Source organism: Rhodococcus sp. SJ-3, from assembly GCF_051918125.1.
Taxonomy (GTDB): domain Bacteria; phylum Actinomycetota; class Actinomycetes; order Mycobacteriales; family Mycobacteriaceae; genus Rhodococcus.
Map to the genome: position 1 here is coordinate 1,891,674 of NZ_CM123306.1, position 11,892 is coordinate 1,903,565.

Consider the following 11,892-nt stretch of genomic DNA (forward strand, 5'->3'; position numbering starts at 1 on the left):
CGTCACGCATCCACGATGGCGCGCAGCTTCTCGATCTGCGCGACACGTCCCGCCGCGTCGGGGGCGAGAGCTCTGACGTTCAGCGTCGTCGCACCCGACTCCTTGAACGCCGCGACCCGTTCGCGCACGTAGCCTTCGGGCCCGATCAGCGAGATCGCGCGCACCAGGTCGTCGGGCACGGCCGCGGCAGCTTCCTCCTTCTTCCCGTCCAGGTACAGATCCTGGATGGTCTTGGCTTCCGCTTCGTATCCGTATCGGCACGCGAGGTCGTTGTAGAAGTTCTTGCCTCGCGCACCCATTCCGCCGATGTACAGCGCCAGGTGCGGTTTGACGACGTCGAGCAGGTGATCGACGTCGTCTCCGATTGCGAGCGCCGGTCCGGCGTAGACCTCGAGATCACCGAGAGACGGATCGCGACGCGCCGCACCCTTCGCCAACGACTCGCCCCACACATCGTGTGCCCGTTCGGGGTGGTAGAAGATCGGCTGCCAGCCCTCCGCGATCTCTGCCGTCAACGCCACGTTCTTGGGTCCCAGTGCGGCAATGACGATCGGGATGCGCTCGCGCACCGGATGGTTGATGAGCTTCAACGGCTTACCGAGGCCGGTGCCCTTCTCCGGAGGAAGCGGAATCTGGTAGTGCTTGCCGTCGTGGCGGACGGGTTCACGTCGCCACACCTGCCTGCAGATGTCGACGAGTTCGCGTGTGCGGCCCAGCGGCGAGTCGTACGGCACGCCGTGAAAGCCTTCGATCACCTGCGGACCTGATGCGCCGATGCCGAGCACGAACCGGCCGTCCGACACGTAGTCGAGGCCCGCCGCCGTCATCGCCATCAGCGACGGGGTGCGTGTGTAGATCTGGAAGATTCCGGACGCCAGCTGCACCGTCTTGGTCTTCGCTGCGAGGTAGCCGAGCTGGCTGACGGCGTCGAACGAGTACGCCTCGGCCATGAAGATGATGTCGAGTCCGGCGAGTTCGAGATCAGCTGCCTCCTCGACGGTCTCGGCGAACCCACCGCTGTAGGTGATCATCGTTCCGATGCGCATCGGCAGTACTCCAATCGAACGACCCGGTGTCGAGAACGGGTCCGAGTTTCGCGAACCTGAGGATTCAGGCAGTTCAACACCTCACGGCACCATGACGCAAAGACACATCGCCGATTCAACCCATCAGCAATGCCTATGAACATGTGGGCAGGATCTGATCACATCGTCGATGACAGAACGGCGTTGTAACGCGCGAGCATTCGTTCAACGAGCACCAGGCCGGACGGGCTATCGAGACGGAGTGAGTCTTTGCTGTCGACGGCAAGTTCGGGATGGTGGGCATGGGAAGGGTCTGCAGTAAGCATCCATGCGAAGCGGTCTTCGTTGTGGCGGCACCGGTATGTCAGACCGCCGGCCGAGGGCGCTGCTGTCAGCAGTGCTCGTGCCCACGTTCGGGTCTGCACGTAATCGGAGGGGTCTGATTTGGTGAGCCAGGTGTCCTGACCGACGGCGGACAGGTGCGGGCCGTACAAGGCTATCACGGTGAGGTCGGTCGTTACGGTGAGCCGACTCAAGACACGGCCTGAAATCTGGACCCGCGGTACCAGTCTGGGACGGGCCGTCACTGCCAAGCCCCTACACAGTGTCTCCGCAACGGCAGCCTCCGGTGAATCGCCGACGTAGGTATAAGCGTAGTCACCGGCGAGGCTGTCGAATCGGGCCCCGCCAGGAATTGTGGGCTGCGGAGTCGGATTCATCGCATTCGCCGCGTACTTGTTGTGGTGTATCCGCCACAGCTCGGCGCCTGCAGGGAGAGTTACCAGAACGGGCGCGCCCGTCAGATCTGGAGGCGGCGATGCCGCAGGCACCGGTTCAATCCTCCAACAGATCATGGACGATGGCGCGGAGATGATCTTCGTGACCGCCCGCTGCGGCGAGGTCCGCCGGAGATTCTCCGTCCGCGAGCCACCCGGATGGACTGAGCCACCACGAACTCACTCCCCATGGGTCGTGCTTCGCATCGAGCAACTGGTTGATTTCCGCGACGACCGGTCTGACCTTCGCAGTGGTGGCGTCGAACTGGAAACTCGGGTAGAGGTAGCGCCCACCGATCTCGTATCCGACGATGTCGCCGCGTTCGCGTAACCGGCTGGCCGGGCTGCGCCGGTTACTATCACGGGACTGCAGGACGTCGGCGATATCGCTCGCCTCGAGATGTGGATGTTCGAAGATTGCTTGCCGGGCGGAAGTCTCGATCCGGGCCCGTGCGACCGCCTCCGCCACTGTGTGCGCAGGCACCGCCGAAGAGATCGAGGCGCTGAGAGTGGGCCCGGAAGCGACGAGCGAGAGCAGGGAGTCTCGTACCGAGCTCATGGACTCACGGCGGCCGACTTCGTCAGCAAGTAGAGCCAAGAACGCGCCATCCGGTAGGGCGCGCAGTTCCGCGCCGAGATCGTGGTCGATGCTCATGCCGGCCTCCACCTGATGCGACAGTAACAACAGCATACGCGTGCGTCGTTTCCGTCGCACATCTGAGCACCCCTGAGGGCTGTAGCGGGCAGACCCCCGAAGGCGTGCGAACGTTCCCGCCCCGGTTGACGGCATCCGCCGCACGTGGGACTATCCCTCCACTGACCTTGAAAATAGGTCGACCCCGGCCGGTGCGCCAACACCGAACCGGGGTCTGGGTACACGACAGAAGAGAGCTGCCATGCACCGTACGGTGGATTCTATCCACACGCCCTACAGAGGCGTGCACCAGCGACGAGCCGCGAGCGCCTTCTCACGCGCCGGCCACCTCTTCTGGCCTCCAGGTTCATCGACGTCCTGACCTTCTCGCCCCTCGACCCTGCTCCGGCAGCCGGTCGAGGGGCCCGAGGTGTTTGCCGCCTGCACCGGCGTGCACAAGGGCCGTTCCGGTAACCACGGCACAGCGGGCAGGCATCGTCGCTCATCTCCCACAGTCCGACGTCAGCGCATCGACGCTGCGAACCGGGGTGCCATTCCCACGGTTCGAAACCGACTGGGCACCAGTATTCTTCGTCTCCACAGCTGGTGGTGGAGCACCCGATCGTGAGGGTCGACACGAACGACCGGGTCCAGCGCAAGCCACACGTCATCTCCGGCGTGGGGCCAAAAGCGCTGGCCGAGATGGTCTATCGGGACATGGCGACTGGGCAGCGTTGGGGAAGGGGCCGAAGGCAAGCTCAGGGACCCGCAGGGTCTCCGCATGGTCAGGCACAGCCGCCCGCAGGGCGTCCTTCTCGAGTTGCCCAGCACAACACAGATCGCACCTCAGCTTCCTGCGGTCGTGGTGTTCAAACATCGGTGACGTGGACACGTTCGCCCTGCACGCTGTACAGAGCGATGATCTCGGCGGGTCGGTCCTTGTGGGCGTTGGCGATCCAGTGCGGGGTCGTGGTGGCGAACTCTGCCGCCTCGCCCGCCCCGAGGGTGGTGCGCTCGTCGGACAACGCCAAGGTCACCGTGCCGCTGAGGACGTAGAACCACCCTCGACCCGGATGGGTGTTGTACTTCGCCGGGGCCACCGCGCTGGGCGGGTAGATCACCTTGAATCCCCGTATGCCCCCAGCGTGGACGCCGAGCGGGATGAACGTCAGGCCGTGCTTACGCACAGGTTTCAGATGGACTCTCGGATCACCGACGCGCGGGGCAGCGACGAGTTCGTCCAGTGGGAGTCCGTAAACCCGGGCAAGCGGAAGCAGCTGCTCCAAACTCGGACGTACCAGGCCCCGCTCGAGTCGGGAGATCGTGCTGGCCGTAATCCCGCTACGTGCGGACAGCTCGTCGAGGCTCAGCCCGAGCGATTGCCGGAACCCTCGAAGCCGTGGACCGACCGCGCGGAGCACCTCGTCATCCATCGCGCCTCCTCGACCCTACCGAGCTCTCATTTTGCAATCCTGCAAGGACCCTGGCTCGATGCAATGCAGGGTGCGAGCGTGGATCGCATGACCAGAGCTTCCAAGACCACCTCCGAACCCTATCGGGTTGCGCCGAACGCGCGCCTCGTCGAGATGACCTCCCACCTCACCCCCGGCGACGCACTGGAGCTCGGCTGCGGCAACGGCGGCGACGCACTCTGGCTCGCTGAGCACGACTGGAACGTCACCGCCCTCGACATCTCGCAGCGCGCAGTCGAACAGCTGACAGCACTCGCCCAGAAGACCCGCCTCACGCACCGGCTCGTCGCGACTCAGTGGGACCTCGACGCGGGAGTCCCGTCCGGGGAGTTCGACCTGGTGAACGCCCATTACCTGCACGCCGCCTCCCACTTGGATCGGGCGGCCGTGTTCCGGGCCGCAGCACATGCACTGCGGCCCGGCGGTCATCTGCTGGTCGTGGATCACGGCTCCATCGCGCCGTGGTCGTGGAACCAGGACCCGAGCACCCACTTCCCGAGTTCTCGAGAGCTCCATCGCGAGATCGCACTGGATCCCCCGGAGTGGGAGCTTGTACGCGCCGAGGCGGATCAACGGATCGCGGCCGGGCCGGACGGACGCAAGGCCGAGGTCACCGACCACATCCTGATGATCCGCCGCGCCTCCGACCTAGGACGATCTGCATGACCGTGAACCGACGCCGCGACGCCCCGCCACCGAAGACCGGCAGCAGCGAGGCCGAGGTGCTGCGCGGCTTCCTGGACTACCTCCGCACATCGATCGCAACCAAGGTCGAGACCACTCCCGAACCCGAGGTGCGCACCGCGGGCGTTCCGTCGGGCACCAGCCTGCTCGGCCTGCTGAAACACCTCGCTCACGTCGAGGAGTCGATCTTCCTGGGCCGCCGAACCACCAATTGGCCGAAGACATTCCGCTGCGATTCCACAGACACCGTCGAGAGCGTCGTTACCCGCTACCGCGCTGCCGTCGAACAGTCCAACGCGATGCTGGACAGGTGTACGGACCTTGCCGCGCCGATTCCGCACGGAGCCGGTGAGCGCCCGGGGCCGAGTGCCCGGTGGGCGCTGGCGCACATGATCGAAGAAACCGGTCGCCACGCCGGACACGTAGATATCCTCCGCGAACTCATCGACGGAACCACGGGCCGATAGTGTGGATCACAGCATCTCGGCTGCGGTTGCAATGTAGGCGTCGACGTCGAAGTCGTCGCGCAGAGACTGCTGCACGATGAAGCCTTGGACCACGCCGAGCACCACCGGCGCGTATCCGGCCGCCCAGGTGTGAAGGTCGGCAGCTCCGGCGGGAAGCACGCCAGGGTCGGCTTCGGCGCATTCCACGAGTGCGCCGGTGACCGCCCCGAGTAGCCGGCCGATGACAGACTGGGCGAGTTCGCGGATCTCGGGGTCGATGGTGGCTTCGGCCCACACCTGCAGGATCGCCCGTCCGTAATTGTCGCCCGCGAGGGTGTGCAGATCTTCGGCGAGAGTCCTCATGATGCCCGCAGCGACATCCCCCGGGCTCTTCGCCTCCGCAAACGCGCCGCCGGTGGCCAGTGCAGTGTGCCGATCGCTGAGGACGTGGTCGGCGACCGCGACGAGCAACTGTTGTTTTCCGCTGAAGTAGCCGTAGATGGCACCGGCCGACAGCCCGGATTCAGCGATGATGTCGGCCATCGATGTGCGCTGGTAGCCCGCACGGGTGAAACACCGTAGGGCCGCGTCGATGATCTCTGCCCGCCGCGCGACACGATGCGCCTCACTCACCCTCGGCACGACATTTCTCCTGTTCACAGCGCCATTGTTGACAAGCCACTCTAACCGACCTCACTATAAAGAACGAATATTCGTTTTGATAGGAGCATCATGAGCGCTACCCCACCGGCGACAGGCACGCCACCGATTGCACGTGCCATCGCCCTCGCGGCGGGCGCAGCCGTCATCGTCGGCGTCGTCCTGCTGGCATTCGCGTGGCCGGCCGTCACCTCCGAACCGCGCGATCTACCCGTCGGAATCGTCGGCCCCGACGCATCGGTCGCACAGACCACCGGGATGCTCGAAGCTCAGTCCGGCGACGCACTGCTCCTCATCGAGGAGGACACCCGCGACGCAGCAGTTGCGGCGGTCGAGCGACGCGAGATCTACGGCGCGATCGTCCTCGGCGACAACCCCACCGACATGCCCGAGGTCCTCGTTGCGACCGCGGCGAATGCTCAAGTCGCGCAAATGCTTCAGGGCATGGCGACCGGAATTCAGCAGCAGATCGACGCGCAGCTACGGTCGGCGACGGAAGCCGCGATCGCGCAGCGTCTCGCCGAACCAGCCGCAGCGAACGCGCCGACCTCCTTCACGATCCCGCAGGCCGAAGTTCCGGTGACCGACGTCGTACCGTTCTCCGATTCGGATGCGCGCGGAGCAAAGCTGAGTGTCGCCGCGTTCCCGCTCGTCCTGGGCGGCATGGCCGGTGCCGTCCTCATCTCGTTCGGGGTCGCTCGCGCATCACACCGCATCGGCGCGCTCGTGACGTACGGGGTGGTCGGCGGACTGCTGCTCGGCGCCATCCTGCAGGGCATGTTCGGGGCGTTGCAGGGCAGTTACTGGACGAACGCCGCCGCAATCGGATTCGCGCTCGTGGCGATCACGGCACCCATCGTCGGACTTCGCAGCCTGATCGGTCCTCCCGGCATCGGGATCGGCGCGGTGCTGATGATGCTCGTCGCCAACCCTATTTCGGCTGCCACCATGCCGGTCGAATTCCTGCTCTCACCCTGGGGCGCGATCGGCCAGTGGTTCCCACCGGGCGCGAGCGCGACACTACTGAAAGAACTCTCGTACTTCCCCGACGCGAGCACTGCCTTCTCATGGGCTGTACTGGCGGGGTGGACCGCAGTCGGTGTGCTGCTCACCGCGATTGCGGTTGTGCGCGAACGGCACACCCCCGACCCGCTCGACGCTCCGGAACTCGTGCCTGTCGGCTGTCCGAGCCCTCCCGGGTGCCACGCGCACTACCGAACGATGCCCGCCGCTCGAGCCGCACGCAACCAGTCCGGAAATTCGCTCAGCAAACGACGGTAGAGCTCTGCATCGCTGATCTTTCCGATGTCGTCGACGCTGAAGAATCCGGCATTGTCGACGACGCGACCCTCCATGGTGTCGAGGCGTTCGAGGACCCCGTAGTTGGCCTTACCGAGCCCGACGAACTGCCAGAATGCCGGCAGCACGGCCGCTTCTTTCATCAGCGCGCTGATCTGCTTCTTCTGATTGAAACCGCCGTCGGTGAAGAACAACACCAGGGTGGGCATCGTCGCGCCCGGTGTGAGTGAGGAAATGATCTCGCCCATGATCGGCAGTTCGTCGTTGACCCCACCGATCGGCTTGTAATCGATACCGCCGTGCACACCGCTGAGGTGCAGATACGTCGACGACCACTCCTCGACTTCGTGGACGGCGATGTCGGGAAGCCGCACGAACGACACCGCGTACAGGTAGGGCTCGAGCTTTCCGTCGTCGTCGACCTGCACGGCGATCGGCACCATGCGTTCGACGACTTCGTGGATGCGCTTCTTCGAATACTGGCGGTGCATGCTGCCGGTCTTGTCGATGACGAGCACGACGCGTGCCCGCACCCCGGGCGTTCCCTTGTCGAGAAGCACCTTGGCGACCTCGCGTTTGCGCAGGTCGAGCTTCTGACGCTTCTCGAGCGACAGTTTCTCCTCACCCGCGACTGTACGCACGCCGTCCTGGGCCGGTGCGGGCGCGGGAGGCGCGTCGTCGACCTGCACACCGTGCTCGGTGACGAGACCGGACAGGCCGGAGTCCCAGCCGGCGGAGACATTGCGGATCTTCCACTCGCCGTTGCGCCGGTAGACCTCGAGGAGCACGGCTGCGCGTTCGCTGGTCAGATCGAGTGCTTTCGCGGTCGCGGCGCCAGTGGGATGAGCTACGTCGACTCCGAGTCCGGGCACGGATGCGAGGCTGCCGGAGACGCTGTCGTCGAGTGCGACTGCGATCGAGAGCCGTTCGACCGCGGGCGGGATGGCGGTGAGGTCGATGGCGACGCGGTCGGCGGCGACCAACCGGACGGCACCTTCGGGCGATGCGGGTTGGTTGAAGAACACGAAGTCGGTGTCGCTGCGGACTTTGCCGTCGGTCCCGAGCTGGAAGACCATCAAGTCGACGGTCCCCTGCTTCGCTCCCGTCACCGATGCCGTCACGGCTCCGGTGCCGATGGTGGTGTTCTGTCCGCGCGCCAACTCAGCCATGACTGATTCATACCTCGAGCTCTGCCGGAAAGACAGTTAGGGTGGACCGTAGCGCGGGCGTTCGGCCATGTTCCTCATCGAGTGTGCAGTTATCGACGGATTCAGTACCAAATCACGTCAATAACTGCACACTCAAACAGGATTCATTCAAGTCAGCGGCTGCCCGTGGCATCCATAGCCGCAAAGTACGGTATCGCTGCGCGTAGTTACGTTTGTGCCAGAGAAAGTACGGTATGGCTGCAAGTAGTTGCGTTTCTTGAGGGGACTCCAAGGCTTTCCATCTGGTTTTGCTCCCGCCCCAACCTTCCATGGCACACCACGGAAGAACAGTACGATCGGCTCATGCCAGCGACCCAGCACGCACCACTCGCGGCCATCTCCCCTGTCACGTTGTACAAGATCCTGATGCTGCGTACCGAGGTCTTCGTCCACGAACAACGCATCGTCGACGAACCCGAACTGGACGGCGTCGATCTCGAGCCGTTCACCGAGTTGTACTGGATCGAAGAGGACGATTCGGTGGTGGCCACGCTTCGTCTGATCACCGAGGGAGACACCGCCCACATCGGCCGAGTTGCCACATCACGCTCGGCTCGTGGTCGTGGACTCGCGGGCGCTCTCATCGAGGCCGCTTTGTCCGCGACCTCCACCGACGTCGAGATCTCAGCACAGGCGTATCTTGAAAATTGGTATGGGCGGTTCGGATTCACGCGCACGGGGACGAACTACATCGAGGCTGGGATCGATCATCTTCCTATGCGGCGGACGAGCGGCGGCCGCTACTAATGATTTGATGGTTTCGACTGCGATATACGCGGTCGAAACCACCAAGTTGCGCACCGCTGGGTAGGCCCAACCCGGTCCAAAAGTGTGGATTTGAGCCCGACGGTATCCGAGCTCAAACCCACACTTTCCTCGGGTACATTGCTACAGCGCGTTCTCGACTACTTTCTCTGCATCACGCACGCGGAGTTCGCCGGACATCAGTCGGCATCATCACCCTGATCCTTGGCGCGGTGGCCACAGCGTCACTGTTCGTACGGTTCTCGCGGGAAACCGATGCACGGGCAGCGGTGCGCTGGGTTACCCCTGTCATGGGAGTGATCTGCCTGGTCATCGCGATCTACGACCTGTTCGAGGTCTCGTCTATCACCAGCGAGTTCTTCGGAGAAACAATCGGTGTCCAGATCGGGTGGGGGTTGTGGCTACTGTTGCTCTCGTCTGCAGTGCTGTGCCTGACGTCGTCATCCATCTTGAAGCGACCGGCGAACCTCTGATCTCCACTCAGCAAGAGAACCCTTGTTGCACTTATAAGTGAAAGTAGCTACGGTGATGGGCATCGGATCGACGCCATGACGCAAGGAGGTCGGGTCCATGAGCACTGAGCACATCGCTCGCGACGACAGAACCGTCCTATCCCTGAGTGCGGACGAGATCGAGCAGGCTCGCGCGTTCAACGAGCAGGTCCATGCCGCTCGCACTACGTCGAACGATGCCCACAGCTACATGATCACGCTCGCCACGTCGGACAACGAATCCCTTCCGCTTCCCCCTGAACTGACCGGACTACTCGGTCAGGTACTCGACATCGTCAGCCGCGGGGGCACCGTCACCGTCGGGAGCCTTCCCACCGAAGTCACCACGACCACCGCGGCGAAGATGCTGGGCATATCCCGGCCCACATTGATGAAACTTGTGCGGGATGGAGCGCTACCCGCACATATGCGCGGGTCGCACACTCGCCTACTCAGCAGGGACGTTCTCGCCTACAAAGACGCCAAGCAAACCGAACAGAGCCAGGCATTCGAACGCTTACGCGCCCTCGAAGACGAACTCGGCATCAACGACTGAGCGCGACGGTTACGCTCGACTCACGGACTCTCCGCAACCGGCTTTCACTGCTCTATTTACGTTCTGGCGAAACAATGTTCGAGGTTCTGTGGACTGACGACATCATGGTCGAGTTCCACTACCACCACCTGCGGTGCCCACCAACGTTCGAGGACATCGACGACGCACGGACAGCGGCACGCTGGATTGCCCCGTCATGGGAATGATCTGCCTGGCCATCGCGACCGACGAACCCCGACCTCCGCCGATCGACTGCGCAGTTCTTGACGTGATTCTGCACCAAATCCGTCGAAAACTGCACTCTCAAAAGGATTTCGAGCGACTCGTAAGCCGGATTCTGGTCACGTCGGGTCCGGTCAGCGGGAACTGTGTCCGTCACCTTCTGGAGTGACGTTGCCCCCCCCGCGAGAGCTACGCGCAGGTTAGTACTGTGGGGTGACGATTTCGAGGCACTGGATCCGTAGGTTCGAATCGATCGCGGCGCTCGGGGCCCGCGGCGCCGAAGAAGGGATCTTCATGAGATTCGTCCCACAGCTCCTGGCCGTCGCGGCGGTGTCGTTCATCGGCAGTCAGCTTCTCTTTGCTGTGGACGGGAATCCTTGGCTCACACTGATCGTCGGCGTGTGTGCGGCAGCATCCGCCCTGTGGGTATACCGCTGGGTGGTGCGACGCACCGAGCACCGACCCACCACCGAACTGGCTCGACGCGGAGCCTGGCAGGCCATGGGGTGGGGGACACTCATCGGTATCGCGCTTTTCGCCTTGGTGATTGTGAATCTCGCTTTCCTCGGAAGCTACGACGTCGAGGGCTGGGGCTCGGTGACGGGGGCGTTGGGGATGATCGGTTTCATGGCCGCAGCTGCCGTCACCGAAGAGTTGCTCTTCCGCGGCGTCCTGTTCCGGATAGCGGAGGAACGTGTGGGTACGTGGATCGCGATGGTCTCGACCGGCCTCCTGTTCGGGATGGTGCACCTGTTCAACGAGCACGCCACCGTGTGGGGTGGCCTCGCGGTCGCGATCGAGGCCGGTGGCATGCTCACGGCCGCATATATCGCGACCCGCAGTCTGTGGCTGCCGATCGGGCTGCACTTCGGCTGGAACTTCGCCGCGGCAGGCATTTTCAGCAGCGAGGTTTCGGGGAACGGCGCCACATTCGGGCTGTTGCAGACTTCGACCTCGGGTTCCACGCTGGTCACCGGCGGTAGTTTCGGCCCGGAAGGAAGTCTCTATTCCGTCGTGTTCTGTGTGGTGGTGACGCTCGCGTTCCTGTGGCTGGCGCGGCGCCGCGGCCATATTGTGCCGCGGCGTGGGCGTGCCGACCGAAATGCTGTCACCGCTACACTCGCCCGGTGATTGGACGCGGGCTGTCTGACGCGCGCCGTCAGTTGCAGAGCAGGACGACGCCGATTCCGTCCCACACCTCGGTATCGCTGCTGTAGCGAGTGTGGGTGCTGCTGTTCCACTCTCCCGCGGCCTCGGTGTGGTAGCCCAGGTCACGCTGCTCGACGACCGTGCACGAATCCCGCGAAGAACTGCCTGCTCTGCTGATGATCGAATGCGGCGCGCCCGCAGCATCCAATGCAGCGTTCGCATCTGCCTCGCTCATTCCCACCACGTTCGGCGCGGTCGTCGCCGAGGCCACTCCACCTCCCCACACCGCTGCCGATATCACCGCAACACCGACGAGCCCGCCGACGATCTTCGAACGCATGTCATCTCCTGTTCCACAACACAACCGATGGAGGAAAGCGCCGCGATAGTGGCTGCTTCCCGTTCGACTCCATGGTTGTTGTGCAGGCTCCGAGGACCCTTCGCTCACGCTCGGAGTCTGCTGTGAACCTCGGGCTTCGCTGCGCTGCCGATCCGGCCCGGGTAC

14 protein-coding genes are annotated in these 11,892 nt (G+C 63.9%); 7 read left to right on the forward strand and 7 right to left on the reverse strand.

Annotated features, from left to right (window positions below):
• Positions 1 to 2 precede the first annotated feature (2 nt).
• From ACTDXD_RS08570 to ACTDXD_RS08585, 4 genes are all read right to left on the reverse strand, one after another.
• The gene (locus ACTDXD_RS08570) at positions 3 to 1,046 is read right to left on the reverse strand and encodes an LLM class F420-dependent oxidoreductase (protein WP_440126641.1); all 1,044 of its coding nucleotides are present in this window, start codon (positions 1,044 to 1,046) and stop codon (positions 3 to 5) included.
• A 158-nt stretch (positions 1,047 to 1,204) separates the two neighbouring features.
• Positions 1,205 to 1,855, reverse strand: a complete 651-nt coding sequence (locus ACTDXD_RS08575; protein ID WP_440126642.1) for an RES family NAD+ phosphorylase — start codon at positions 1,853 to 1,855, stop codon at positions 1,205 to 1,207.
• Between the two features lie 4 nt (positions 1,856 to 1,859).
• Positions 1,860 to 2,456: a hypothetical protein gene (locus ACTDXD_RS08580; RefSeq protein ID WP_440126643.1), complete on the reverse strand. Its 597-nt coding sequence runs from the start codon at positions 2,454 to 2,456 to the stop codon at positions 1,860 to 1,862.
• A gap of 848 nt (positions 2,457 to 3,304) precedes the next feature.
• Positions 3,305 to 3,868: a helix-turn-helix domain-containing protein gene (locus ACTDXD_RS08585; RefSeq protein ID WP_054804952.1), complete on the reverse strand. Its 564-nt coding sequence runs from the start codon at positions 3,866 to 3,868 to the stop codon at positions 3,305 to 3,307.
• 87 nt (positions 3,869 to 3,955) lie between these two features.
• Here ACTDXD_RS08585 and ACTDXD_RS08590 point away from each other — a divergent pair, with 87 nt between their 5' ends.
• Together ACTDXD_RS08590 and ACTDXD_RS08595 are read left to right on the forward strand one after the other, a co-directional pair.
• A complete protein-coding gene (locus ACTDXD_RS08590) occupies positions 3,956 to 4,573 on the forward strand; it encodes a class I SAM-dependent methyltransferase (RefSeq protein ID WP_440126644.1) in 618 nt (205 codons plus the stop codon).
• Positions 4,570 to 5,058 (forward strand): mycothiol transferase, encoded by a 489-nt coding sequence (locus tag ACTDXD_RS08595; protein WP_054804950.1) that lies wholly within the window; start codon positions 4,570 to 4,572, stop codon positions 5,056 to 5,058. Before ACTDXD_RS08590 ends, ACTDXD_RS08595 begins: the two co-directional genes overlap by 4 nt.
• A gap of 6 nt (positions 5,059 to 5,064) precedes the next feature.
• Here ACTDXD_RS08595 and ACTDXD_RS08600 read toward each other — a convergent pair whose 3' ends face one another.
• Entirely contained in the window at positions 5,065 to 5,679 is a 615-nt protein-coding gene (locus tag ACTDXD_RS08600; RefSeq protein ID WP_440126645.1) for a TetR/AcrR family transcriptional regulator, read from the reverse strand.
• 90 nt (positions 5,680 to 5,769) lie between these two features.
• Here ACTDXD_RS08600 and ACTDXD_RS08605 point away from each other — a divergent pair, with 90 nt between their 5' ends.
• Positions 5,770 to 6,978 carry an ABC transporter permease gene (locus tag ACTDXD_RS08605; protein ID WP_440126646.1) on the forward strand — a complete coding sequence of 403 codons (1,209 nt, stop codon included), beginning with the start codon at positions 5,770 to 5,772 and terminating at the stop codon, positions 6,976 to 6,978.
• Here ACTDXD_RS08605 and ACTDXD_RS08610 read toward each other — a convergent pair.
• Complete coding sequence (locus ACTDXD_RS08610) at positions 6,909 to 8,165, reverse strand: vWA domain-containing protein (RefSeq protein ID WP_440126647.1); 1,257 nt, start codon at positions 8,163 to 8,165, stop codon at positions 6,909 to 6,911. The genes ACTDXD_RS08605 and ACTDXD_RS08610 overlap by 70 nt on opposite strands.
• Before the next feature lie 342 nt (positions 8,166 to 8,507).
• On the opposite strand from ACTDXD_RS08610, the gene ACTDXD_RS08615 reads away from it, so the two are divergent.
• From ACTDXD_RS08615 to ACTDXD_RS08630, 4 genes are all read left to right on the forward strand, one after another.
• Positions 8,508 to 8,951, forward strand: a complete 444-nt coding sequence (locus ACTDXD_RS08615; protein ID WP_440126648.1) for a GNAT family N-acetyltransferase — start codon at positions 8,508 to 8,510, stop codon at positions 8,949 to 8,951.
• Between the two features lie 230 nt (positions 8,952 to 9,181).
• Positions 9,182 to 9,442 (forward strand): hypothetical protein, encoded by a 261-nt coding sequence (locus ACTDXD_RS08620; protein WP_440126649.1) that lies wholly within the window; start codon positions 9,182 to 9,184, stop codon positions 9,440 to 9,442.
• A 97-nt stretch (positions 9,443 to 9,539) separates the two neighbouring features.
• The gene (locus ACTDXD_RS08625; RefSeq protein ID WP_054809989.1) at positions 9,540 to 10,016 is read left to right on the forward strand and encodes a helix-turn-helix domain-containing protein; all 477 of its coding nucleotides are present in this window, start codon (positions 9,540 to 9,542) and stop codon (positions 10,014 to 10,016) included.
• 516 nt (positions 10,017 to 10,532) lie between these two features.
• Positions 10,533 to 11,369 carry a lysostaphin resistance A-like protein gene (locus ACTDXD_RS08630; RefSeq protein WP_440126650.1) on the forward strand — a complete coding sequence of 279 codons (837 nt, stop codon included), beginning with the start codon at positions 10,533 to 10,535 and terminating at the stop codon, positions 11,367 to 11,369.
• A gap of 28 nt (positions 11,370 to 11,397) precedes the next feature.
• Here ACTDXD_RS08630 and ACTDXD_RS08635 read toward each other — a convergent pair whose 3' ends face one another.
• Positions 11,398 to 11,727 (reverse strand): hypothetical protein, encoded by a 330-nt coding sequence (locus ACTDXD_RS08635; protein ID WP_440126651.1) that lies wholly within the window; start codon positions 11,725 to 11,727, stop codon positions 11,398 to 11,400.
• Positions 11,728 to 11,892: the final 165 nt, after the last annotated feature.

Bases quoted from the DNA above. Each gene is read 5' to 3' on its own strand.
- ACTDXD_RS08615 (WP_440126648.1), top strand. From the start codon at position 8,508: ATGCCAGCGACCCAGCACGCACCACTCGCGGCCATCTCCCCTGTCACG.
- ACTDXD_RS08635 (WP_440126651.1), bottom strand. From the start codon at position 11,727: ATGCGTTCGAAGATCGTCGGCGGGCTCGTCGGTGTTGCGGTGATATCG.
- ACTDXD_RS08610 (WP_440126647.1), bottom strand. From the start codon at position 8,165: ATGGCTGAGTTGGCGCGCGGACAGAACACCACCATCGGCACCGGAGCC.
- ACTDXD_RS08580 (WP_440126643.1), bottom strand. From the start codon at position 2,456: ATGAGCATCGACCACGATCTCGGCGCGGAACTGCGCGCCCTACCGGAT.
- ACTDXD_RS08595 (WP_054804950.1), top strand. From the start codon at position 4,570: ATGACCGTGAACCGACGCCGCGACGCCCCGCCACCGAAGACCGGCAGC.
- ACTDXD_RS08590 (WP_440126644.1), top strand. From the start codon at position 3,956: ATGACCAGAGCTTCCAAGACCACCTCCGAACCCTATCGGGTTGCGCCG.
- ACTDXD_RS08630 (WP_440126650.1), top strand. From the start codon at position 10,533: ATGAGATTCGTCCCACAGCTCCTGGCCGTCGCGGCGGTGTCGTTCATC.
- ACTDXD_RS08605 (WP_440126646.1), top strand. From the start codon at position 5,770: ATGAGCGCTACCCCACCGGCGACAGGCACGCCACCGATTGCACGTGCC.
- ACTDXD_RS08585 (WP_054804952.1), bottom strand. From the start codon at position 3,868: ATGGATGACGAGGTGCTCCGCGCGGTCGGTCCACGGCTTCGAGGGTTC.
- ACTDXD_RS08625 (WP_054809989.1), top strand. From the start codon at position 9,540: ATGAGCACTGAGCACATCGCTCGCGACGACAGAACCGTCCTATCCCTG.
- ACTDXD_RS08570 (WP_440126641.1), bottom strand. From the start codon at position 1,046: ATGCGCATCGGAACGATGATCACCTACAGCGGTGGGTTCGCCGAGACC.